Here is a 22,809-nt window from a genome sequence, read left to right on the forward strand (position 1 = left end):
TGTATGGAAAATAAATTCGCTAAAGTCAATAGCATAAAAACGATTATCCCCCAAATGCTGCAAATCATTCTGAATATAAGCTTAACGGTGCTCGGTGTTGTTTTGAGCATTATGATGATCATTGAGCTTGTAGAGTTTATACAAATGGTCTTTTCCTCAGAAAAGCGCGATTACAAATACTTCTTAGCGAATATCCTCGTTTTTTTTCTGTACTTTGAATTCATTACAATGATTGTGAAATATTTTAAAGAGGACTATCACTTCCCCCTTCGTTATTTTTTGTATATAGGAATTACAGCTATGGTTCGACTAATTATTGTAGAGCACGAGCATGCAATGGACACGCTCATTTTCTCTCTTGTTATTTTGGTTTTAATCATCAGCTACTATATTGTTAACATCACTCCCCGGGAGCGGCCCGGAGTAAAAAAAGAAAAGCTCTCGTGAAAATAAGAGAGGTTGGACATCAGTTTGATGGCATTTCAGTTAAGATGAAGTGCCATTTGCTTCTATCTTCTGCGTTACTTTTGCCTACGCAGAAAATTCTTCCCTCTCTTTCATTTAGGGTCAGATCCAAAATTTATTAATAGTTCATTTAAATAACCTCGGAAATGAACAAGTAGTTTATATTTTATATATCCAATCCTTCCCCAATTTCATATCATACATGACAAAAATTAAGTGCAAAGATTGAGATATTGAGCAATAAAGTAACTTCTGAATCGACGTCATAGTTTGTGGCCTTTTTCTAAAACCTATGATTGCTATTGCGCGCTCTCATCATTCACGTTCATCCTAAAATAGATCAATAAAAAAAGAGAAGTCCTCTATTCATTGGGGACTCCTCTTCTTCTATGTTTATTTTACAATCTTGCTGATTTCCTTGAAAGCATCGCCTTTTGCTACGACCTGCATTTCAAATAATGCCATTTCAACACTTGTAATTTGTGCACCGAGTTGCAGCATCTTCTTCATTCCGACTTCATGATTAGCATTTGTACGGGAAGATGTACAATCAGCCAATACTTCCACCTCGTAGCCTTTCGCTAACAGGTGGGCAGCTGTTTGGTATACACAAATATGCGTTTCAATTCCGGCCAATAGCACTTTCTTGCGGCCAGTTGCCTCTAGTTTTTGGACAAACTCTTCTGTATCATAGGCGCTGAATGTGATCTTCTCAATCGGCGTACCACCGACTTCATCTGCAATCTCCTGTACAGTCGGTCCCAGACCCTTTGGATACTGCTCCATCCATAAAATTGGCAGCTCCAGCACTTTAGCTCCTTTTACTACGCGGACAATATTTCCGATAACTGATTCACTTCTATCTACAATTTGTGCCAGCTTTCCTTGAATATCAATTAATACTAAAACTGTATCATCTTTTGTCAACACGACGATTCCCCCTTTGTCCTTTCTTCATTATAAAATAGAAGTCTATTTTCTTTCATCTATTTACTCTTAGAAGGGCAAACCTGGATTACAGGTGTGGAAATATCTTTAATAGGTAGATATATACCTTCGCACTTCTTAAAAAAAGACTGCCCTTTTCAGGCAATCTCTTTTTACTATTGAAGTGCTTCCAGTAGTATTTCATATTCTTTTGACGTCCATGCTTCCACCGTCAGCACACCATCAAAATAAACTGTTTTGAGTATAAAAGGAACACCGCTTGTATTTTGGAATCGGAAATCAAGTGATCCATACGAAACTGTTGCATCTCTGCCTTTTGGCACATAACCTATATCCAAAGAATGGTGATGCCTTTCCACTATAGTTATCGGTAATTTATCTACCGCGTTAAACAAAGTAGAGGATGTTTGACAGATTCCTCCCCCTATTCCCATCACTAATTCCCCATTAATGATTTCCTTTGCCGGCTGATAACCTCTTTCCTCTGACCGTCGTCCAACCATGGTATTAAAGGAAAAGTGATCTCCGCTTCCTACAATGACATTATTTAATGACTTAGCTGACAGCTCAATATTTTTATTTCTTCCCTTTTCATTTGCATTGAAGTACGTTGTAAAAGAAGCAATCTTTACTTCATCTAATACAGCGATATCTTGCTCCTCATAGCCGCTTTCGGTTTCATATAACGGTAAAAGAATTTCACCGCCGGTATCAGATGCCGCAATCATTTTTTCTACGAGTTCATCTTCCCTTAAAATCACCATTGGACTGCCCTTCATTAACTGACCATTTTCATCAATACGATCAAGTACCATTTTCTTATCATAGCCATGCACCGAGTCGGTTCCCCTTGCCAGTTCCTTCGCCAACTCTTCAATTTCTTTTATATAGGCGTTAATATCCATTTCATATCCGAGTTCAATCGGCGAAAATGTTCGCACTACCTTTGATGTAATCGGGTCGATCAGTTTGAGGACCGGCTCTTCTTCGCTGGTGTCTGCGGGGGACTCTTCATACGACACTTGCTGCTGTGATTCTTCTAATTGCTGTTCGAGCTCTTTAATTTGTTCCTCGAGCTGCCTTTCTTTATCCGATTTCCCTTGACAACCTGCAAGTCCTACAGTTAAAAATACCATTATAATTATCAATTTCTTCATGTTGTTTTACCTCTATCTTTAAGGATTTTCTAAAATGGACAATTAATACATCGTATTCAAAAAATCATGGAAGTGTTTCTTTTTAGAGAACGGTTTACAACTAAAATTGATAATGGCCCTTCTTACAACGTTAAAGATTTGCTTTTCCTTATTATTGATTGAATGGCATGCCAAACCATTGTATAGTGGACAGGTAAGGAGGATTTGCATATGTTACGTCTCAGTTGGTTGATTAGTATAGGAATATCGCTTTTTGGTGTGTTATTAATCGAACATTTTTTTACTATTACAGCAGATGAAAGCGGAACGGCTAATGGTAATTTAGGAGCTGTAGGACTCGCGCTTGTTCTGCCCTTTATTTTATTAAGCTTATTTATTACTTTCCGTTACTTTACAGAACTTTCCCGTCAAACGAGAGATAGAATTTTACGGAATTGCTTGTTGATCGGCGGTTTTGCACTTGCAGCGGCGCTTTTCTACTATGCGCTTGAATATCAAAAGGATGTGTATTCATCTCTTGGCGGTACAACAAAAGAAAAAGGCTCAATCATCTACGGCTTTCCTATGTTAAATGAGTACACAAATAAAATATTTATCAATTTTTATACCTTTGCTTTTATACATACTCTAAGCGCAGTGACTGGTGCGATTTTTGGCATAATTAAGCCACAGAAACAACAAAATAAAATGGACAGGGAGTAACCCCGTCCTTCAGCCTGTTGACAATCGCTTTCATCCAGCGTTACTTGCCTCGCTCGTCCACTCATGAACTTAGGTTCTATTCGTGTCTTCGCTCATCAGCGCGCCTTGTCTGACAAGCGTTTTCAAGACAGGCTGGGTAAAATTTTGCTAAAAAAACTATCAAAAAAATATAAAGACAAAGTCAAAAACCGACTTTGTCTTCACTCTGAACGGACGGGGAGTAACCCCGTCCTTTTTTATGCCGATTTCAATGCCTTCGAACTAAATTTTGTACGCAAGGCACTGATCAAAATAATACTCGCTAATACAAGTAGCACAATACCTGTAAATGTAAAGCTGCCGGTTAAGGAAAGGGGCAAAATCCCTAACCCGGAGGAGCCTGCTACAACCCCAAGAGAGAAAAATGCGTAGAAATATCCGTAGGCTTTCCCTCGAATACCAGCAGTTGTTGAACGGACAAGTAATGTATTGATCGCTGGGAATAGGAAGGCGAAACCGACTCCGTATAGCGCAAGGACTCCATAAAGTGTTATGGTATTTGCCACCTGTCCAATCAACAATTGGCTGCATCCTATGCATGCCAGTCCTGCAACAAGACTATAAGCAGGCAGGATTTTATCGAATAATCGATTTGTCGGCAGTATAAAAATAAGTACAGCAACAATCCCGAACATGCTCATGAGCGTACCACTCAAGCGGGAACTGTGACCTAAGCTCTCGACATGCAACGGCAGCAAATACGCAAGCGCTCCTTGTGAGAACATAAGGAAAAAAGCACCTGCATATGCCTGCACAATACCTTTATTGAAATGAAATGCTTCTCTCTCCTCCACCTCTTTTTCCAGATGGGCAGCAGACATTTTCAAAAACAGGATAGTAATAATAACAAGTACTACACCAGCAGCTGCCACTGTCGTAAAAACAAAGGGCGCAGAAGCACGGCTTGCCATAATCCCGCTGTATGCCGGACCGACAATTGCTGCTACTCCGACAAATGCACCAGTGACGGCACTTTGACTTCCCTGCTTTTCGTCCCTCGTCGTATTGGCAAGCAGTGTAAATGCTGCCGGGACAATCAAACCACCTAAAAATCCGTGGATAAAGCGTACAAGGATGAGCGTCGTTGGGTTGTCCACAAAATTATAGAGAATCAATGACAAGCTCGTAGCAATGAGACCGAGCACAAGAATATAAAATGCACCGTAACGATCCGTAAAAATACCCGATAGCACATTACCGAATGTATTCGTTAAAGAATAGATCCCCACAACAAACCCTGCAACCATTGCACTGGCGCCAACCGATGTGGCAAACGTACTCATGATGGGCAGCTGTGTAAATAAATCAATAAATGTAAAGAATACAATCATGTACACAATCCACGATTTGCGGAATCGCTTAATGACAAAAGACGCCTTCCGCTTCTTCAAAAAGTAATCGAATGCAAAGTTGCCTAATGGTATAAAGGCGACGAGCACTGCTAAAATAGACAATCCTACATTCCACTGTACCCGCAGCTGGGCATATAAAATAGAAAGCAGATAGGCAATGAAAATTCCTCCATGCAAGGCACCGACAATTGTCACTGCCATCGGTAAATCCGCCATATATTTAAGCGGCATCGCAATGCATAGCAGTACAAGCAGTGATACACCGTCTACAATACCCGTTGCACGCAAAATGGAAATCGGATGGAACGACATAGCCCCTCCCCCTTTAAAATTCTTTTCACTGTCTACTATTTTATAGGAAATAAATCACGAAAGTCTACAAAGCACAAAAGAAAAAGCGACAAATTTGTCGCTTTTATTACAGCATTCACTTTTTTAGTTGCTTTACAGTTGTTTGGATTTGCTCACTTTCACAAATAACTGAAATGGCAGCTACCCCATCGACCCCTGTTTTTAGTACTTGGGGAGCTCGCTCTTCCGTAATACCTCCAATTGCAACTTTAGGCAAATCAGGAAAATGACTAACGACCTGCTCCAAGAATTCCAGCCCTACCGGTGACTTTGCATCAGCCTTTGACTTTGTTGGAAAAACAGGACCGACTCCTACATAATCCGCCCCATTTTTAACAGCTTCGTTTACCTCCTCAAGTGTATGGGCCGATATACCGAGGATACCGTTTCCTATTTTCTCCCTCACTTTTCGCGCCTTTTCATCATCTTGCCCAATATGCACACCATCTGCCTGCAATGCAACTGCCAGCTCTACGTCATCGTTCACGATAAACGGGACATTATATGCTTTACACAAAGTTTGGCACTGACGGGCAAATTGCTCATATTCATTTCCTTCTAATGCACCTGTGCCCTTTTCACGAAACTGAAAGATTGTAACCCCTGCCTTCAGTGCTTCCTCCAGTACTTCAAGCGCCTTTCGATCCTTCACATTCTGTGTTCCCATAATAAAATAAACTGCCAGCTGCTCACGCTTCAATTACCATCACCTCTACCTCATCTTTATATTGTTTATAAGCGAAATGGTTTGTCGGTCCATGCCCGCCTCCTATATGTAACGGATGGCTGATGGCCAGCTGGACAAATTTTTTCGCCTCAATAATGGCCTCTTTTATTTCAAATCCTTTACCTAAAAATGCTGTCAGTGCCGCAGAAAATGTACAGCCTGTTCCATGAGTTTGGTTTGTTTGAATTCTTCTGCTCTCCATCAGGAATGAAGTGCCATCTGCAAAGTAGACACTATCGGTCGCCTTATCTCCTTCCAAATGTCCACCCTTCATCACCACACATTTCACTCCAGATTGCAATAAGATTTGAGCTGCCTTTTCAACGTCTGCTTCTGAAACAATCGTTATACCACTTAATTCAGCAGCCTCCGGTATATTCGGTGTAATCACTGTTGCCATAGGCAGGAGATGCTTTTTCATCGCATCAATAGCACTTCTTTGAAGTAATGCAGCTCCTCCCTTTGCAATCATGACCGGATCAATAACAACGAACATATTTTTTTCAGCTAGCACTTGTGCAACGGTCTCAATGATTTCAGAGGAAAAGAGCATACCCGTTTTAAGAGCTCGAACCGGCATGTCCTGAAAAACAGTTAGCATTTGCTGTTCAACAAAATCTTTCTCTACCGGAAAAATCCCTTCAACTCCCCATGTATTCTGTGCAGTTAATGCCGTAATGGCCGTTGTACCGAATACACCAATCTCCTGAAACGTTTTTAAATCTGCCTGGATACCTGCTCCTCCGCCCGAATCCGAGCCTGCTACCGTCATAACAATGTCCATTCTTTTTCCCCCTGTGCGAGACGTTCGAGCGCATTTAACAAACTGATTTGAAAGCTGCCAATATAGTGCTGTTCACCTGCTAATTCAGCTGCCTTCTTGTAATTGGATGAAATGTCCTGTAATGTCTCCACTTTTCTATCATTGGACGCTAGCCCTGCTGCACAAATAGCGCTAAGTAGACAGCCAGTAGCTGTTACATGGGTAATCCGCTCATTTCCTCCCTGAATCTGAAAAGTTTCCTTTCCATTTGTTACAATGTCTGTACTTCCTGTCACAAACACAAGGGTATTGTACGTATTAGCAACAAGCTTTGCTGTCTCAATAATATCGATCTGCCCTTCCCCACTATCGACGCCTCTTGATTCCCAAGGAACGCCGGCAACGACAGCAAGCTCCCCAACATTACAGCGAATACAATCAATCCGAATCTGCCCGAGGATTTCTTTTGCGATTTGTTGGCGGTAAAGAGAGGCACCGACCGCCACCGGATCCAGCACAACTGGAATGCCTTTTTCGTTTGCTGCTTTTCCCGCAATAAGCATCGTTCTAGCCGTAGTTTCGTGTAAAGTACCGATATTAAGAAGCAAGGCATCTGCAATACGTACCATTTCTTCTGCTTCTAATGCCTCATCGGCCATAATTGGTGATGCACCAATTGCCAGCAGGCCATTTGCCGTGAAATTAGCTGCTACGGTGTTTGTAATACAATGTACAAGCGGCTTTTTTTTATAAATGTTCGATAAGCTCATATTTCTTTACCTCTCCTTCCCAGTCCTGTATCGTCCAAGACATCTCCCAAAATTGCCATTCATAATAACAGCTTCGAATAAAATGCTGCTTTAATATCTCGTTTTTATGAGGATTTTCATGTGCATAGCGGTCCATCATTTCAATCTGCTCCTCAATGGATTGTTTAAATGCAATATCGCTGTACATATTGATCCAATCTTCATACACTTTTACCCCGGGCTTTGCATCGCGGTAATGCTCTCCTATCTCCTGATACAGCCAAGGGCACGGCAGCATTGCTGCAAAGCTTTCTGCAGCATCGCCATTGTATACTGCTTGATACATGTGGCTTACATAGTTATAGGCAGCAGGTGCCGGCATGAAGCCGGCAATTTGTTCTTCCGTAATACCCAGCTCCTGAAAAACAGTTGTATGCAGCAGCAGTTCCGATTGCTGAACAAATTGCGCCTTTTCTAAAAAGAATTTCATATCTGCTTCCTTTTCTGCTTTCACAGCAGTCAATGCCAAAACTTTAGAGTAATGTTTCAAATAGTAGGCATCCTGCAGCATATAATAGGCGAACTTTTCAATCGGCAATGTACCGTTGACCAATCCTTTCACAAATGGGTGCTTGAAGCTTTCTTCAAAATAACGGTTTGTTTCTTTTCGAACAGCTTGACAAAATGACATCGTTACCTCTCCTTTATGCTAATTTTGGTATGACAAGTCTTGGTGACGAAGTGAGTAACAGGATCGTGCAAATAATCGTCACCCCAATTGTTGGGACCATTGGTGTAGCATTATAAATGATGGAATAGAGCCACACATTCTGACCATCCGCAAACATATAGAAAAATATCACTCCTGAAATAACGTGAACCCAGAATTTAAAAAATCCTGCCATACAGATTGCTGCTGTCAAAAATAGTATCAGCTTCTGTTTACGGCCATTGTGCAAAGCGTCATGAATTGGCTTGTTCAAAAGAGCAGCCATTCCAACTGCTGCAGTAGCGAGGCAATGATCCAAAAACACCTGGGCCCAGTGATAGACAGGTACTCCAGTAGCAATGTCAATAAATCCGATCAGCATGCCGGTTGAAACACCTGCGAGCAGCCCCCATCTTATTGCAATCAGAAGAATCGGAATCATCTGTAAGGAAATTCCGCCTCCTTGGGGCATAAAGTTGATGGTCAGCATATCGAAAATAACACCGATACTGGCAAACAGCGCTATTTCAATCCACATCCTCAATTTTCTTTTCTCCATATTTCCTCTCCTTTCTCTCATAGAGTAACGAGAGAAGGAATAGAACGAAAAAAAACGACATCAGGACAGAGCCTGACATCGTTTTGAAGTCGGTTTCTATCCACATCCCTACGCAAGTGCTAACTTACAGGTTCTAAGAGTCAGTGCAGCATCCGTGCACAATCTCAGCCGACTCGCTCGGCCCCTCCTGTGGTTACTATTAAGTTGTAATGGCTTTATCATATCTGAAACAAAAAATCCCCGCAAGGTGATTTCAAAAATTTAGTTATTTTATCCTGTACGTGGAAGCCATGTAGCAATCCTTGCTAATAGCTCTGCACGCAGCATTACCATCTCTTCAAATTCATAAAAGAATAGGATTTTTTGATCTGCTACCGTACTTCCTTCCGGTTTAGGATATAGGACAAAATACATAAAGGATTCGGCAAAATCCTCCTGCTCATGGGTTGTTGCATATTCACTTAAAAAATACTCGCTCGTCTCCTCATAATCCAGGAGCCAAAATCGTCCATAAAATTGATAGAGGTACGAATCTTCATAGAAGCAGCCGCCCTCTTCTGTATAATTCGTCCAGCAATATCTTTCAGGTAGGCTATAATCTACTTCTTCCGGCGTTAGAGATAACAGGTGTGCCAGTTCGTGCAGATTATTTTGAATAGTTTCGGACGGCATGAAAGGCTCTGCGTTCAGTCCGAGCGTTGCACTGGTACCCCCTGCTACCTTGACATAAGCATTCGTCTCATTGCCTTCAAAAATCTCGACCGCATCTATCATTGTTGTCATCTCATCGGGAGTCATCCAATCAAAGCTGTACCACTGCCATAAATAGTCTTCCTCTACATTTTCACGCACTACATTATTATCAATTTCGTACATGTAGATAATTTCTTCAGGTATTAACACATCATCCATGACGGTATAATCGTCCAGAGGCCCATATACGCCTTCAAGCTCTACAATTAACTGGTCCCCCCAGGCTGCGCAGTCTTCTGAAGAATCGCACTTTACCTCAAGTATACAAATTTGCTCTTCTTCATTATAAATTTCTCCTTCAAAACAAACATTTTCTTGTGAAATCGTCTCAGAAACCGCCTCTTCAGCAAGGAGAGAATCCTCACCTAGGAAGAAGAGCGCCACAATCATCAGCGTGAATGCCGCAGCCAACAAGAAAATTAAACAACCGCCTATCAGCCATAAGGCCATCTTTTTGTCTACCCCTCTTTATGTTGTTTCCTATTATTATATACAATACTTACCAGAAAGAACAAAAGCATCCTTACCCAGATTGAGCACCTAAGACCTTTGGCATAACTGCCATAAGGGATTTAGGATGTTATCATTACCGTTTAGACGGCACCATCCTCTATTTTGATTTTCAAAACAAAAAAGACACCCCAAATTAGGGGCATCTCTTTATAATTGTTTTTGCCGTATCCGTTTTTTAATTTTTCTGCTGATTGTACGATACGCTAAATTGCCAACGAGGAAGAAAGATAGCCCAATACCAAATAAGGCTACAGCAAACGATATCCATTCAAATATTGAATAATCAGCTACCTGGGACCAGTCAATATTGCCCTTCCATTCTTCGATGACAAGATTCATTCCGTAAATACCGGAAATCACGGTAAAGATTGTTAGAATAAATAACAGGTCATTGAGGCGTTCGTCTGCCTGATCCTCTAAAATCCGGTACAATTCATTAAGTGTCTCCTTAATTTCCCGGTACTGGGCGGTAATGCGAAACTGTTTTCGCAGCATCGTTGAAATTTCTCTTCCCTCTGAACGGACGGCAACTTCATCAAAGTAATATTGGGAGGAAAATTTCATAATTTCCTCAATCAATTCATCTACTATCACCTTATCCTGTTCCCATTCTATTTCGCTATGTTCAAAGGATAGCTTTAACAAAATAATTTTATAAAAATAATAAATAATAACGGTATAGTAGTGTGTGCTATAAAAAGCTTGGAGAGAGTTTAATTGTTTGGCATGCACTTGACTGGTAATTTGCATATGCGCCTGGTTAGAGGTAATAGTATAAGCATTCGGTGCCCATCGATCAAGCACATGATCATCGATATAGCGCCCGACATATTCTTCATTCGTAGTAGAAATAAAGGGTCTGCCATCTGATCCGTAGCCGTCCATTTGACCAAGCCGGTACAGGAGCGTGGGGTCTACCTCACCGTCATCTGTTATAAGAAATCCTGTCGTATACATTCGCTCATCCTCAATGAAGGGTACACTCCCCCCATACTGCACAACTTCCTTGTATTCCACTAAATAACGTTCAAAGAAAGGAAGCAAATGCTCCTTTATTAGCAAGTAGGAGGTATCATACATTTCTCCATCGACAGTAATAGCTGCTCCCATCTCCTCCTCTAATTGAGGTTCAAGGACACGGAAAAAGTGTGCAAAATTGATGGCCTCGCTAACTTCCCGTTTTCCTTTCAGCTCTACCCGTATCGCAATCATCCCGATATTTGCAGGACATAACCATACATCCAGGCTGTGGATGGCAAATGAAGTCGTTACAACTGGAGTATGTAATTCACCCTTTACCTTCATTTCTTTGGAATACCGGAAGAACCCATGTTTACTTTTACTTTTCGGAAATAGTTTATCTTCTATAAATGGATAGAAAAATTGACCCAGCTCTTTATGAGAAATCTTGACGTCGTCAGGATAATATTTATCCTGCAGCTGTTCATTTTCTATATCAAATAGTGCAAAATCATTCTTTTTAAGCTCTTCAATCAATTCGTCCCGTTTCAATTGCCGAAAGTTGAAAGGAAAGATAAATGTAAAATATGCATTATTAATTTCTAATTCAGGCAATACGATATCCATCACCTCCTATAAACATTATTGCACTTTTTCTAAAAAATCTAAACAACTGGCATGTCCGAGAATCGTTTCTACGACACTTCCTTTCCGAGGAGGCCAGCGACTTTTGGATAAACTCAGCACATGAGCAATATTTTATAGCATATATATATATGAGAAAGGCTGTGTTAAACGTCAAAATGACTCTTAACACAGCCTCACGTGCCCCTATTTTAAAGAGCCTATTTTATAATCAGCGGATTTCTGCTCCGGCATCTTCCAATGCTTTTAACACTTTATTATGTGCTGCTACAACCTCTTCATCTGTCAACGTACGTTCTGGATCAAAATACGTTAATGAGAAAGCAACAGATTTTTTGCCAGCAGTCATTTTTTCTCCTTCATAGACGTCAAAGACTTTAACATCTTTCAGAAGTTTCGTACCTGCTCCGTTAATGATTCCTGCGATCTCACCGGCAGTTGTTGTGCGATCAAGCTCAAGTGCGATATCACGCGTCATCGCCGGGAAACGTGGTACTGGCGTGTAGACAAGCTCTTCTGTTGAAGCACTTAAAATTGAAAGCAAGTTCAATTCTGCTACATATGTTTCTTTTACGCCTGCTTGTTTTTGCTCAGCCGGGTGCAGCTGACCAATTAAGCCTACCACTTCACCATCCAGTAAAACGTGTGCTGTACGGCCAGGGTGTAAGCCGTCTATAGAAGCTTTTACATAAGAAACACGTTCTGCTAAGCCAAGCTTTACAAATATTGCTTCTACGATGCCTTTTGCAACGAAGAAATCAACATTCTTCTTTTCTCCCTGCCATGCGTTATCAGTCCATTTACCTGTCAATACCAATGCCAAGTGCTCTTCCTCAAACGGCAGTCCCTCTGCTGTTTGGCCTAAAAATACAGAACCAATTTCGTATAATGCAACAGAGTCGATTTGACGCGCCACATTATAGGCAGCAGCCTCTACTAGATGTGGAATCAAGCTTTGACGCAACGTAGAACGCTCTTCTGACATCGGCATAAGAAGCTTTGTTGTTTCTTCAGCTTTTAATGCATATTTTTGAGAAGCTGCAGCTGATGTAAGTGAGTAAGTAACCGCTTGGAAAAGACCAGCGCCTTCCATCACGTTACGCACTACGCGGCGTTTTTCCTGGTAAGCCGTCAAACCGCCTACTTGCTCTCCTGATTCAGGAAGCGTAGTTGGAATTTCATCATAGCCGAACATACGAGCAACCTCTTCTACGATGTCCTCTTCAATTTTAATATCTTGGCGACGTGTAGGTGCATCGATGATTAATAAACCGTTTGCTGCCTCTACTTCAAATTGCAGGCGCTCTAAAATGGACAGCATATCTTCTAGCGAAATCTTCATACCAAGACGTGTATTGATGAAATCAGGAGAAACAACGACACGGACAGGTGTCTTATCTAACTCATCTACAAGCACTGTCCCTTCTAATACTTCACCGCCAGCAAGCTCTGAAAGCAGCTGTGCAGCACGCTCTGCTGCAGGGATGACACGGTTTGGATCCACGCCTTTTTCAAAACGTGCTGATGAATCTGAACGTAATCCTAAATCTTTTGATGTACGGCGTACGGACTGTCCTGCGAAATAAGCAGATTCAATAACAACTGTTGTTGTTTCATCGGAGACTTCTGAATTTGCGCCTCCCATTACACCAGCTACAGCTACAGGTTCCTTGCCGTTTGTGATGACAAAGTTATGCGCCTGCAATGTACGTTCCTGATCATCTAATGTTGTAATTTTTTCACCTTCTGCCGCATGACGAGTCACGATTTCACCCGTACCCAGCTTATCGTAATCGAATGCATGCAACGGTTGGCCATATTCCATTAAAATGTAGTTTGTAATATCGACTACATTATTGTGAGGGCGTACACCAGCTGCCATTAAATAATGTTGCAGCCATAATGGAGATTCTGCTACTTTTACGTTCTTTATAACTTTCGCTGCATACAGAGGGTTCACCGTTGTATCTTCAACACGCAAGCTTAAGTGATCTTGTGCCTTTTCAGCTGACGCAGTGTAGCTGACTTCAGGAAGCTTCACATCTTTTGAAAGAATTGCTGCTACCTCATAAGCTACGCCAAGCATTGATAATGCATCCGAGCGGTTTGGTGTCAGACCAAGCTCTAATACTGTATCACGCAAACCTAATAATTCTAGCGCATCTGTACCCGGCGCGCTGTCTTCCGGCAATACATAAATTCCTTCTGCATATGCCTTCGGTACTAGTCGTCCTTCGATACCCAGCTCTTGTAGAGAACAGATCATACCGTTTGATTCCTGTCCGCGGAGCTTTGCCTTTTTTATTTTAATGCCGCCTGGTAATCTTGCACCCGGACGTGCAACGATCACTTTCTGCCCTGCATCCACATTCGGTGCGCCACAAACGATTTGCTGTAAGCTTTCCTCACCGACGTCCACTTGACAGACATTTAATTTATCCGCTTCAGGGTGCTTCTCCTTTGAAACAACATGACCAACGACCACGTTTGTCATCCCTAGCGCACGGTCGATTACTGCGTCTACCTCAATACCTGAGCGCGTAATTTTTTCTGCTAATTCCTCCGGTGCAAGACCTTCAATATCTACATACTGTGATAACCATTTCAATGATACTAACATTTTACTTCCTCCTTACCCTTCACTGCGGTGGAATTGTGATAAGAAGCGTACGTCATTCGTATAGAAGTGACGGATATCATCCACCCCGTATTTTAACATCGCGATACGTTCTGCACCGATTCCGAACGCAAAGCCTGATACTTTTTTCGAATCATAGCCGGCCATTTCAAGAACATTCGGGTGTACCATACCTGCACCCAAAATTTCAATCCAGCCTGTTTTCTTACATACGTTACAGCCGTCACCGCCGCATTTATGGCAAGATACATCCACCTCTACTGACGGCTCTGTGAATGGGAAGAAGGAAGGACGAAGACGGATTTCACGCTCAGCACCGAACATTTTCTTCGCTAACGCATCAAGTGTTCCTTTTAAGTCACTCATACGAATGTTGTCGCCAATTACAAGTCCTTCAATTTGCATAAATTGGTGGGAGTGCGTTGCGTCATCTGTATCTCGACGGAATACTTTCCCAGGACAAATAATACGGATTGGTTCCCCTTTTTTGGCTTCCATTGTACGAGCCTGTACCGGAGATGTATGTGTGCGCAGCAAGATATCCTCAGAAATATAGAATGAATCCTGCATATCACGCGCTGGATGTCCTTTTGGCAGGTTTAATGCCTCGAAGTTGTAGTAATCTTTTTCGACTTCCGGCCCTTCAGCAATTTCATATCCCATTGAAACGAATAAATCTTCAATTTCCTCAATGACACGTGTCAGTGGGTGGCGGTTACCGATCTGCACCTTAGCGCCCGGTAAAGTCACATCGATTGATTCTTTTTCCAATTGCTCTTGAATAGCCGCTTCCTCTAAAGCAGTCGACTTTGCTGTCAATACTTCTGTTAAGCTTTCACGAACTGTATTAACTAAAGCCCCCATTTTCGGACGTTCTTCAGCTGATAGCTTACCCATACCTTTTAGCAGGTCAGTGATAGGTCCTTTTTTACCTAGATAAGCAACACGCACGTCATTTAACTCTTTTAATGACGAGGCAGCTTCAATTTTCGCCAGAGCTTCCTGCTCCAGCTGCTTTAATTGCTGTTCCATTGATAAATCCTCCTATTTAAATATTATGGTCGAGTAGGTTCAGTCATTAAGGGCGATACCAGCGCTTTCTCATCATACTAAGCGAATTTTGCACACTTACCTGCAATTTTCAATTACAAATAAAAAAACCCCGCCCCTAAAAAGGGACGAGGATATTCGTGGTACCACCCTAGTTATTGCCTGAAGCAATCACTCAATTCAAATAACGGCTTGTCACCGGCACAGATTTTCTTCTGTGCTGCTCGCGAGGTGAACTTCATCGTGTCATCATGCAGATAGCTTCCAGTCAAAGGCTATCATTCCCTGCTCCATGTGTGTCACAACTACTCTTCTCGGTCGTTGCATTTACATTTTATACGTATTCAATAGTACAAGATTATGTGAACTTCTTCAAGTTATTTCACAAACGCGTATAATAATATACCCGTTGCTACCGCTACGTTTAGTGACTCTGCACCGCCTAAAATCGGAATGATCACATTCTGGTCTGTTTTCGCCAGAAGCTGCGGGCTGATACCAGCACCCTCATTTCCCACAATAACTGCAAAGTCTTCTGTTACATTAATGTCCCGGTATGAAATAGCTTCTTCAAGCGATGTACCGAATACTTTTACGCCATCATCCTGCAGCCGATCAATCCAATCGTTCAACTCGCCTCGAACGACTGGAATATGGAAGTGTGAGCCCTGTGCTGAACGCATAACTTTGGGATTATATGCATCTGCACATCCTTTTCCAAGTACCACAGCATCAATCCCTGCTGCGTCTGCTGTACGAATCATCGTCCCAATATTGCCCGGGTCTTGCACCGCATCAATGAGAAGAACCTTTTTCCATCCAGCCATCTCGATTTCCGTCGGCTCACTCACTTTACAATGTGCAAATACACCTTGGGATTTCTCTGTTTCGGCAATTTCCTTTGCTACCGCTTCATTTACCTGTACCATTTGGACATCGTCTGTCTGCCAAAGCAAGGGCAAGTCCACATCATCACGAACGATAATTTGGAGTATCTGCTCTTTATTCTTTAAGGCTTCCTCTACAAGATGGAAGCCTTCAATGATGAATTCACTTGATTTTTCCCGTTCTTTACGGAGCGTCACAAGCTTTTTCCAATGCTTCACGAGTGCATTTTGAGTTGATTCAATTCGCTTCATCGTATCCGTCCTTTTAAGTAGTTTCAATCCCGCATTATAACATAGAAACGAGTTCCAGGATATAGAATTCCGCTCACCTGTTTTTATAGCAAAGGAGACGGAATCAAACAATTCCCTTCTACCTTACGTATACTTTTTTTCTACCTTGAAATACTAAGGAAGAGAAAGGAGTGTCAACTATGGATTTTCAAATTCGAGAAGCAATCACTACAAACGTTAAAGGCGACTCATCTGCAGCATTTGATGAAACAATCAATGATGCAATTGCTCGCGGCGAGGAGCATCTCCTGCCAGGTTTAGGTGTATTTTTGGAAGCATGGTGGAAAGATGCATCTGAAAATGAAAGAACTGCCTTTACTTCAAAGCTTGAAAAAATTTTCGTATCGTAAATTACAGCTTTGATAATGCACGGGCGCACCGGTCAATCTCTTGGGCTGTTGTTTGTGTCCCAAATGAAATACGAAAGAACTGCCGCGCTTCCTCGTATGATCGGCCCATTGCTAAAATGGCCTTCGTACCGGAAGCGCTATTACTATCACAAGCACTGCCTGTTGATATGTACATCTCCTGCTCATTCAGCTTCAGCATAACCAGCTGTCCCTCCACGCCTTTCATACAGATGCCGCAAATATTTGGCAGCTGTTCGGTCCATATCCCTTCAATTATTTGAAACTTCTTATGATGCAACGATTTCACAAGTTTTTCTCGTAATTGCCATTGTTCCTTTAAATCGTAGTAATAGTCTTCTACCGCCACTGCCATCGCGACAATAGCCGGTGTATTAAGTGTTCCCCCACGCAGGCCACGTTCATGCGTTACTCCGGGAAAAACAGGGGTCGCTCTTACATAAGGGTTGAAATAAATAGCACCGCATCCTTTGGGCCCTCCAATTTTATGACCGGAAACTGTAATAGCATCTACTTGGCTAGAAAATCCAGCTATGTTCAGTTTACAAAAAGACTGTACACAGTCTACATGACAGAAAATTCCATGCTCTTTGGCTACCTTTGCTATCTTACCTATAGGCTGAATCGTACCAATTTCAGCATTTACATGCTGAATGGAGATAAGTGTTGTATCGGGTCTAATTGCCTCCTCTACTGTCTTCACATCTACTACACCTCTTTCTGTCAACGGAAGGCGTGTGACTTCAAAACCTTCCTGTTCCAGCGTGTTCATCGCTGCATGTACAGAGGTATGCTCTGCCATCGACGTGATGATATGTCTCCCCTTTTTCTCCGAACGAGCAAGAGATAAAATGGCTAAAATATTCCCTTCCGTTCCTCCTCCAGTAAAAATGACGCCGTCTGAATGAACGCCTAGTTTCTGGGCGATCACTTTTCTTGCCCAAGTGATTGCATATGCTGCTTGTCCTCCTGCATCATGCAAACTGGAAGCATTGGCATACATTTTACCGGCAACTTCACTATATACATTGATTGCTCTTTCCAACATCGGTGAAGATGCTGCGTAGTCTAAATAAGTCATTTCTTCTCCTCTTTTCCTGTTCATAATAAGTACTTGTTTATTTCACCATTTTATGTAAAGATATGTGACAAGACAACTGTAAAGAAGGTATGAATGTGAAGATGCAAACGGACATCCTAATTCTCGGCGGCGGGATTGCTGCACTGCAAGCAGCTCGCCGATTAAGCAGGCGCTTTGAAGTCCATATCATTACAAAAGCAGATTTGACCGCAAGTAGTTCCTACAAGGCGCAAGGTGGTATCGCAGCAGTCATCGCTGCCTCGGACCATACTTCATTACATATACAGGATACCCTTACGGCCGGTGAATATCATCACCATGAAGAAAATGTAAAGTGTTTAGTCGAATACGGCTCTACTGCTGTAAGGAAGCTGTTAAAAGAAGGCTTCCCTGCTGATCATTCCCTTCAAGGCGAAATTTCTCTCGGTCTTGAAGGGGCACACAGCCATCACCGAATCGTTCACGCAGGTGGAGATGCTACTGGCAAAAATTTGGTAGACTACTATGTAAATGCTTTACCAAAAAATGTACATATTCACACTTATGAATTTGCCTATGAACTGTTATTGAATTGTGCAGGAGAATGCTGTGGTGCACGCGTCAAAACAAAAGCAGGCGAAAAAACATACTTCGCCTCCTATGTTATTTTAGCAACCGGTGGCGCAGGTGCCCTGTATGATTACACCTCAAATTGCCCCGACAGTTACGGGGATGGGATTGCATTAGCCTATTTAGCAGGTGCCGCTATTACGGATATGGAGTTCATTCAGTTTCATCCGAGCCTGCTTTACGTAGACAGGGTGCACGGACTCATCTCTGAAGCAGTGAGGGGCGCAGGTGGAAAATTTATTGATGAGGATGGTCATGCTGTCATGTCTGGCAAACATCCCCTAGGTGATTTGGCCCCAAGACATATAACAGCATATGAAATGTACAAAATGAGGGATCAAGGAAAATCCGTCTTTATCGATATTACTTCTGTCAAAAACTTCAATGATCAATTTCCGACAATCGCCGAGCTTTGTAGAAACCACGGTGTCAACCTTTCCGAAGGAAGAATTCCAATTGCTCCGGGAAGTCATTTTCTTATGGGAGGCGTCATTGCCAATTCATTTGGAGAAACGACTATCCCCCGGCTTTTGGCAGTCGGTGAGGTAGCCTGCACAGGTGTTCATGGGGCAAATCGTCTGGCGAGTAATTCACTATTGGAAGGGATTGTTTTCGGTGAATCCCTGGCAGTGCATCTTTTAAAAAGCGGCACTGCCCAGTCTGACTTTATTCCGGCCTCTGTTTCAAAGAAGGAATCATTTCAGCCGTGCCTAACAAAGGAGGAATTGCAGCGAGAGATGTCTGCCCATGTCGGGATTGTCCGTTCCGAACATGGCCTATCTAAACTGCTGTCAAAGCTTCCATCCCTCACTCTACACCCTGACTTTTCATGCAAAAGCAGAAAAGAGATTGAGCTGGCCTTTATGCATATTACAGCTGCGCTAATTACGAATGCAGCCCTTTCTCGTCCTGAGTCAAGAGGTGCACATATTCGTCTAGATATCAGCGAAAAGAAACAGGACTGGGAGCAACGATGGATTGTTTTCCAAAAAGGAATCATGAAAGTGAGGAACGATTTATATGAACACAATCAAATTAAAGAGCATGCTTCTCCAATACTTTAATGAGGATATCGGGGATGGCGATCTATCCAGCGAAACCATTTTCAGTACTTCTGACCAAGGTTCTTTTATATTTTATGCGAAAGAATCCGGCATCTTTTGCGGAAGACAAATTATCGAAATTGGTTTTCCGTTGCTGGATGATCATCTGCATGTTCGTGTATTAAAGGAGGATGGGCAATGGATCAGTGAAGGTGAGCAGCTTGCCATGATTGAAGGACCGATTCGTAGTCTTCTTGCAGGAGAGCGCGTCATCCTTAACTTAATTCAACGAATGAGCGGGATTGCAACAAGTGCTTATGAAGCCGTTCAGCTTGTAAAAGGAACAAACGCGAATATATGCGATACCCGAAAAACAATGCCAGGTCTTCGCATGCTCGATAAATATGCCGTTCGCACTGGCGGTGCCTATAATCATCGCAGCGGGCTCTATGATGCAATTATGCTGAAGGATAACCATATAGCCTTTGCTGGCAGCATTACAAAAGCCGTAACATCCGCCCGTGCCAAAATTGGTCATACCGTAAAAATTGAGGTGGAAATTGAAACGAAAGATCAGCTGATTGAAGCGGTAGAAGCCGGGGCGGATATCATCATGTTTGATAACCGTACACCTGACGAGATCCGCTCTTGGCTGCCTTTTATTCCCGACCATATGGCAACAGAAGCATCGGGCGGTATCACACTAGAGAACCTTCGCAGCTATGCTGAATCCGGTGTGCAATGGATTTCACTTGGTACGTTAACACACTCTGTAAAAGCATTTGATATTAGTGCGCTCGTACAACTGAAAGGAGTGATAGCTAGTGGTACTCACTAAATTTATGGTAGGGTCCATGCTTCCCGAAAAATATAAGTCTATGACTTTTGAGGAAATGGAAAACCGCATCTGTGAAATCAAAAGCAAATTAGGTGATGAATTATTTATTCCCGCCCATCATTATCAGCGAGATGAGGTCGTTCAATTTGCTGATACAACAGGTGATTCCCTGCAGCTTGCACAAATGGCTGCGGCTAATAAAAAGGCGAAGCATATCGTATTCTGCGGAGTACACTTTATGGCGGAGACTGCAGACATGCTCACTGATGATGAGCAGATTGTCTATTTACCCGACATGCGTGCGGGGTGCTCGATGGCTGATATGGCGAATATCTATCAGACGGAAGAAGCATGGATTGTCTTACAGCAGCTATTTGGCGATACACTACTGCCACTGACATATGTTAACTCAACAGCAGCGATTAAAGCATTTACTGGACGTAATGGGGGTGCTTGTGTCACAAGCTCTAATGTTAAAATAATGGTGGAATGGGCATTTACTCAAAAGCAGCGCCTATTCTTCCTGCCAGATCAGCATTTAGGACGCAATACAACGTATGATCTTGGTATTCGATTAGATCAGATGGCCATTTGGAATCCAATAAAAGGGCAGCTTGAATATGAAGGAAATGTGGAGAATGTGAAGGTAATCTTATGGAAGGGACATTGTTCTGTCCATGAGGGCTTTACCGTTTATAACGTCCGTGAAGTGCGTAAAAACTATCCTGATATGAAGATTATCGTACATCCAGAATGTTCACGTGAAGTAGTGGCCCTTTCAGATGACAACGGCTCCACCAAATATATTTGTGATGTTATCGAAAATGCCCCTGCTGGTTCAAGCTGGGCAATCGGTACGGAGATGAATCTAGTTAAACGGCTGATTGCAAAATACCCTGAGAAACACATTATTTCTTTAAATGAAAATATGTGCCCGTGTCTGACGATGAACCGCATTGATTTGCCCCATCTATTATGGGCGTTAGAAATGATTGAAAACGGTGAAAAAGGCAATGTGATTCAAGTTGATGCAAACACGACAAAAGAAGCGATCCTGTCATTAGAGCGTATGCTTGCACGTGCCTGATAAAATAAAAGCGACACTCCTTTTGCATCCGGCTTTATTATAAACATAGAGCCGCTCAGAAAGTTTCACTCTTCTGGACGGCTCTATGTTTCTTGACCAGTATCTCCTGAGAATTACCACCCTCAACGGACTATATCAGCATGTAGCAGCTTTTTATGCTTTCATTTTTAGTATTGGCTTAATTGCTCCACCATTTTTCGAATCCTCAAACGCTTCATTAATCTGTTCGAAATCATAGAACTTAACCAGCTTATCAAACGGAAATTGCCCGTTCTTGTAATAGCTGATTAACTGAGGGATAAATACGCGTGGTACTGCATCCCCTTCAATCACACCCATCATTGTCTTCCCTTCTGCCATCAGATCGTTATGAACGTCAATTGGCATCTCCGGTGTCACACCTACAATGGCACAAGCACCCAATGGTCGTAATGCATTCAGACTCTGTTTGACAACAGGCGGTACACCCGTAGTTTCTACAGCATAATGGGAACCCCCATTTGTAATAGCTTTTACTTCTGCTACTACATCGACATGACGTCCATTTAATACATGTGTAGCACCTAATTCTTTTGCCAAAGAAAGGCGATTATCATGCACATCCACCGCGATAATATGCTGGCAGCCAACAATTTTGGCAGCCATCACGGCTGATAAACCGACAGCCCCACAGCCATAGATGACAATAGATGAGCCAAATTCAGGCTTAAGTCTATTGAGTACTGTCCCTGACCCTGTTTGAATACCACATCCTAAAGGACCTAACAGTGTTAAGTCTACATCCTTATCCACCTTGACAACATTTCGTTCATGGGCAATTGCATAGGTACCAAAAGATGACTGACCGAAGAAGGTAGAAAGTTTTTCATTTTCTTTGCTTAAACGTGTCGTATAATCGTCCTGCACACCGCCGAAATTTAAATCATTAAATGTTTCGCATACAGTTGGATGACCTGTCAAACAATTAGAGCATACACCGCAATGCGCAAATGACAAAACAACATGGTCTCCCTGTTCAATGTCCTTTACTCCCTCTCCGACCTGCTCTACAATGCCTGCGCCTTCATGTCCTAATACTGCTGGAAGAGGTGCTATTGCCATATCCCGGGCTACTGCATCTGTATGGCACACTCCGGTAGCCACTATTTTCACAAGAATTTCATTTGCCTTCGGTGCCGCAAGTTCCACTTCCTCGATGCTAAATGGCTGACCTTGTCCTTTTGTTACTGCTGCTTTAATTTTCATATATGTTCCTCCCTGGCTACATTAAGAATATTCATAGTGTAGACAGGATTTTCACAAACTACACAAAAAAACAACCCAGCGTCTCCCGGGTTGTTTTCCTATGTAGTGATGCGTTTTCCTTCTAGAAAACATACATCACATCGAATGCAGCTTGTTAAGCGGCAGCAGCGTCTCCCGCATATCCGTTTAACTCCCTACCCTTTTACTCCGCCCTTCCTGCCTCATAAAAGGTTTCGATTGTATTCAATAAAGGATTACGTCCGCCACCTGCGAACAGCAA

At 42.4% G+C, this 22,809-nt stretch carries 21 protein-coding genes, 1 riboswitch and 1 other annotated feature; of the genes, 6 read left to right on the top strand and 15 right to left on the bottom strand.

Going from position 1 to position 22,809, the window contains the following annotated elements:
• The first annotated feature begins 3 nt into the window (after nt 1-3).
• Nucleotides 4-447, top strand: a complete 444-nt coding sequence (gene psiE, locus AA0Y26_RS15780; RefSeq protein ID WP_413363035.1) for a phosphate-starvation-inducible protein PsiE — start codon at nt 4-6, stop codon at nt 445-447.
• A gap of 411 nt (nt 448-858) precedes the next feature.
• Here the strand turns inward: psiE and AA0Y26_RS15785 are convergent, their stop codons facing one another.
• Entirely contained in the window at nt 859-1,395 is a 537-nt protein-coding gene (locus AA0Y26_RS15785; protein WP_413363036.1) for a hydrolase, read from the bottom strand.
• Nucleotides 1,396-1,568: 173 nt separating this feature from the next.
• Nucleotides 1,569-2,570: a VanW family protein gene (locus AA0Y26_RS15790; RefSeq protein WP_413363037.1), complete on the bottom strand. Its 1,002-nt coding sequence runs from the start codon at nt 2,568-2,570 to the stop codon at nt 1,569-1,571.
• 210 nt (nt 2,571-2,780) lie between these two features.
• On the opposite strand from AA0Y26_RS15790, the gene AA0Y26_RS15795 reads away from it, so the two are divergent.
• Nucleotides 2,781-3,272, top strand: coding sequence for a nucleoside-diphosphate sugar epimerase (locus AA0Y26_RS15795; RefSeq protein ID WP_413363038.1), 492 nt, complete (start codon nt 2,781-2,783; stop codon nt 3,270-3,272).
• A gap of 236 nt (nt 3,273-3,508) precedes the next feature.
• Here the strand turns inward: AA0Y26_RS15795 and AA0Y26_RS15800 are convergent, their stop codons facing one another.
• The 11 genes from AA0Y26_RS15800 to AA0Y26_RS15850 form a co-directional block, all read right to left on the bottom strand.
• A complete protein-coding gene (locus AA0Y26_RS15800) occupies nt 3,509-4,975 on the bottom strand; it encodes an MFS transporter (RefSeq protein ID WP_413363039.1) in 1,467 nt (488 codons plus the stop codon).
• Nucleotides 4,976-5,090: 115 nt separating this feature from the next.
• Nucleotides 5,091-5,714 (bottom strand): thiamine phosphate synthase, encoded by a 624-nt coding sequence (thiE, locus tag AA0Y26_RS15805; RefSeq protein WP_413363040.1) that lies wholly within the window; start codon nt 5,712-5,714, stop codon nt 5,091-5,093.
• Nucleotides 5,704-6,525: a bifunctional hydroxymethylpyrimidine kinase/phosphomethylpyrimidine kinase gene (gene thiD / locus AA0Y26_RS15810; RefSeq protein ID WP_413363041.1), complete on the bottom strand. Its 822-nt coding sequence runs from the start codon at nt 6,523-6,525 to the stop codon at nt 5,704-5,706. The genes thiE and thiD overlap by 11 nt, the downstream gene beginning before the upstream one ends.
• Nucleotides 6,510-7,274, bottom strand: a complete 765-nt coding sequence (gene thiM / locus AA0Y26_RS15815) for a hydroxyethylthiazole kinase (protein ID WP_413363042.1) — start codon at nt 7,272-7,274, stop codon at nt 6,510-6,512. The genes thiD and thiM overlap by 16 nt, the downstream gene beginning before the upstream one ends.
• Nucleotides 7,252-7,944, bottom strand: a complete 693-nt coding sequence (gene tenA / locus AA0Y26_RS15820) for a thiaminase II (protein WP_413363043.1) — start codon at nt 7,942-7,944, stop codon at nt 7,252-7,254. Before tenA ends, thiM begins: the two co-directional genes overlap by 23 nt.
• 13 nt (nt 7,945-7,957) lie before the next feature.
• On the bottom strand, nt 7,958-8,521 hold the full coding sequence (thiT, locus tag AA0Y26_RS15825) for an energy-coupled thiamine transporter ThiT (RefSeq protein WP_413363044.1): 564 nt from the start codon (nt 8,519-8,521) through the stop codon (nt 7,958-7,960).
• 88 nt (nt 8,522-8,609) lie between these two features.
• Nucleotides 8,610-8,719, bottom strand: a riboswitch (TPP riboswitch).
• A 72-nt stretch (nt 8,720-8,791) separates the two neighbouring features.
• Entirely contained in the window at nt 8,792-9,724 is a 933-nt protein-coding gene (locus tag AA0Y26_RS15830; RefSeq protein WP_413363045.1) for a hypothetical protein, read from the bottom strand.
• A 210-nt stretch (nt 9,725-9,934) separates the two neighbouring features.
• Nucleotides 9,935-11,374, bottom strand: a complete 1,440-nt coding sequence (locus tag AA0Y26_RS15835) for a hypothetical protein (protein WP_413363046.1) — start codon at nt 11,372-11,374, stop codon at nt 9,935-9,937.
• 229 nt (nt 11,375-11,603) lie between these two features.
• The gene (gene pheT, locus AA0Y26_RS15840; RefSeq protein ID WP_413363047.1) at nt 11,604-14,012 is read right to left on the bottom strand and encodes a phenylalanine--tRNA ligase subunit beta; all 2,409 of its coding nucleotides are present in this window, start codon (nt 14,010-14,012) and stop codon (nt 11,604-11,606) included.
• Between the two features lie 12 nt (nt 14,013-14,024).
• Nucleotides 14,025-15,062: a phenylalanine--tRNA ligase subunit alpha gene (gene pheS, locus AA0Y26_RS15845; RefSeq protein ID WP_413363048.1), complete on the bottom strand. Its 1,038-nt coding sequence runs from the start codon at nt 15,060-15,062 to the stop codon at nt 14,025-14,027.
• A 139-nt stretch (nt 15,063-15,201) separates the two neighbouring features.
• Nucleotides 15,202-15,411: a binding site (T-box leader), on the bottom strand.
• Nucleotides 15,412-15,457: 46 nt separating this feature from the next.
• Complete coding sequence (locus tag AA0Y26_RS15850) at nt 15,458-16,219, bottom strand: TrmH family RNA methyltransferase (RefSeq protein ID WP_413363049.1); 762 nt, start codon at nt 16,217-16,219, stop codon at nt 15,458-15,460.
• Between the two features lie 179 nt (nt 16,220-16,398).
• Between AA0Y26_RS15850 and sspI the strand changes: the two genes are divergently transcribed.
• A complete protein-coding gene (gene sspI, locus AA0Y26_RS15855; protein WP_413363050.1) occupies nt 16,399-16,608 on the top strand; it encodes a small acid-soluble spore protein SspI in 210 nt (69 codons plus the stop codon).
• Between the two features lies 1 nt (nt 16,609).
• Here the strand turns inward: sspI and AA0Y26_RS15860 are convergent, their stop codons facing one another.
• The gene (locus tag AA0Y26_RS15860) at nt 16,610-17,707 is read right to left on the bottom strand and encodes a cysteine desulfurase family protein (RefSeq protein ID WP_413363051.1); all 1,098 of its coding nucleotides are present in this window, start codon (nt 17,705-17,707) and stop codon (nt 16,610-16,612) included.
• Between the two features lie 101 nt (nt 17,708-17,808).
• Here AA0Y26_RS15860 and nadB point away from each other — a divergent pair, with 101 nt between their 5' ends.
• From nadB to nadA, 3 genes are read left to right on the top strand one after another with little or no spacing between them, the layout of a single operon-like run.
• Nucleotides 17,809-19,380: an L-aspartate oxidase gene (gene nadB / locus AA0Y26_RS15865; RefSeq protein ID WP_413368248.1), complete on the top strand. Its 1,572-nt coding sequence runs from the start codon at nt 17,809-17,811 to the stop codon at nt 19,378-19,380.
• Nucleotides 19,337-20,197 (top strand): carboxylating nicotinate-nucleotide diphosphorylase, encoded by an 861-nt coding sequence (gene nadC, locus AA0Y26_RS15870; protein WP_413363052.1) that lies wholly within the window; start codon nt 19,337-19,339, stop codon nt 20,195-20,197. The genes nadB and nadC overlap by 44 nt, the downstream gene beginning before the upstream one ends.
• Nucleotides 20,198-20,201: 4 nt before the next feature.
• Nucleotides 20,202-21,284, top strand: coding sequence for a quinolinate synthase NadA (nadA, locus tag AA0Y26_RS15875; protein WP_413368250.1), 1,083 nt, complete (start codon nt 20,202-20,204; stop codon nt 21,282-21,284).
• A 153-nt stretch (nt 21,285-21,437) separates the two neighbouring features.
• Here the strand turns inward: nadA and AA0Y26_RS15880 are convergent, their stop codons facing one another.
• Nucleotides 21,438-22,529, bottom strand: coding sequence for an NAD(P)-dependent alcohol dehydrogenase (locus AA0Y26_RS15880; protein ID WP_413363053.1), 1,092 nt, complete (start codon nt 22,527-22,529; stop codon nt 21,438-21,440).
• Nucleotides 22,530-22,809 lie beyond the last annotated feature (280 nt).

This window comes from Lysinibacillus canaveralius (assembly GCF_047301505.1).
GTDB lineage: Bacteria > Bacillota > Bacilli > Bacillales_A > Planococcaceae > Lysinibacillus_B.

Coding starts and splice junctions, on each gene's coding strand:
- psiE (WP_413363035.1), top strand. CDS start 4: ATGGAAAATAAATTCGCTAAAGTCAATAGCATAAAAACGATTATCCCC.
- AA0Y26_RS15790 (WP_413363037.1), bottom strand. CDS start 2,570: ATGAAGAAATTGATAATTATAATGGTATTTTTAACTGTAGGACTTGCA.
- AA0Y26_RS15795 (WP_413363038.1), top strand. CDS start 2,781: ATGTTACGTCTCAGTTGGTTGATTAGTATAGGAATATCGCTTTTTGGT.
- AA0Y26_RS15800 (WP_413363039.1), bottom strand. CDS start 4,975: ATGTCGTTCCATCCGATTTCCATTTTGCGTGCAACGGGTATTGTAGAC.
- thiD (WP_413363041.1), bottom strand. CDS start 6,525: ATGGACATTGTTATGACGGTAGCAGGCTCGGATTCGGGCGGAGGAGCA.
- thiM (WP_413363042.1), bottom strand. CDS start 7,274: ATGAGCTTATCGAACATTTATAAAAAAAAGCCGCTTGTACATTGTATT.
- tenA (WP_413363043.1), bottom strand. CDS start 7,944: ATGTCATTTTGTCAAGCTGTTCGAAAAGAAACAAACCGTTATTTTGAA.
- thiT (WP_413363044.1), bottom strand. CDS start 8,521: ATGGAGAAAAGAAAATTGAGGATGTGGATTGAAATAGCGCTGTTTGCC.
- AA0Y26_RS15830 (WP_413363045.1), bottom strand. CDS start 9,724: ATGGCCTTATGGCTGATAGGCGGTTGTTTAATTTTCTTGTTGGCTGCG.
- AA0Y26_RS15835 (WP_413363046.1), bottom strand. CDS start 11,374: ATGGATATCGTATTGCCTGAATTAGAAATTAATAATGCATATTTTACA.
- pheT (WP_413363047.1), bottom strand. CDS start 14,012: ATGTTAGTATCATTGAAATGGTTATCACAGTATGTAGATATTGAAGGT.
- pheS (WP_413363048.1), bottom strand. CDS start 15,062: ATGGAACAGCAATTAAAGCAGCTGGAGCAGGAAGCTCTGGCGAAAATT.
- AA0Y26_RS15850 (WP_413363049.1), bottom strand. CDS start 16,219: ATGAAGCGAATTGAATCAACTCAAAATGCACTCGTGAAGCATTGGAAA.
- sspI (WP_413363050.1), top strand. CDS start 16,399: ATGGATTTTCAAATTCGAGAAGCAATCACTACAAACGTTAAAGGCGAC.
- AA0Y26_RS15860 (WP_413363051.1), bottom strand. CDS start 17,707: ATGACTTATTTAGACTACGCAGCATCTTCACCGATGTTGGAAAGAGCA.
- nadB (WP_413368248.1), top strand. CDS start 17,809: ATGCAAACGGACATCCTAATTCTCGGCGGCGGGATTGCTGCACTGCAA.
- nadC (WP_413363052.1), top strand. CDS start 19,337: ATGAACACAATCAAATTAAAGAGCATGCTTCTCCAATACTTTAATGAG.
- nadA (WP_413368250.1), top strand. CDS start 20,202: ATGGTAGGGTCCATGCTTCCCGAAAAATATAAGTCTATGACTTTTGAG.
- AA0Y26_RS15880 (WP_413363053.1), bottom strand. CDS start 22,529: ATGAAAATTAAAGCAGCAGTAACAAAAGGACAAGGTCAGCCATTTAGC.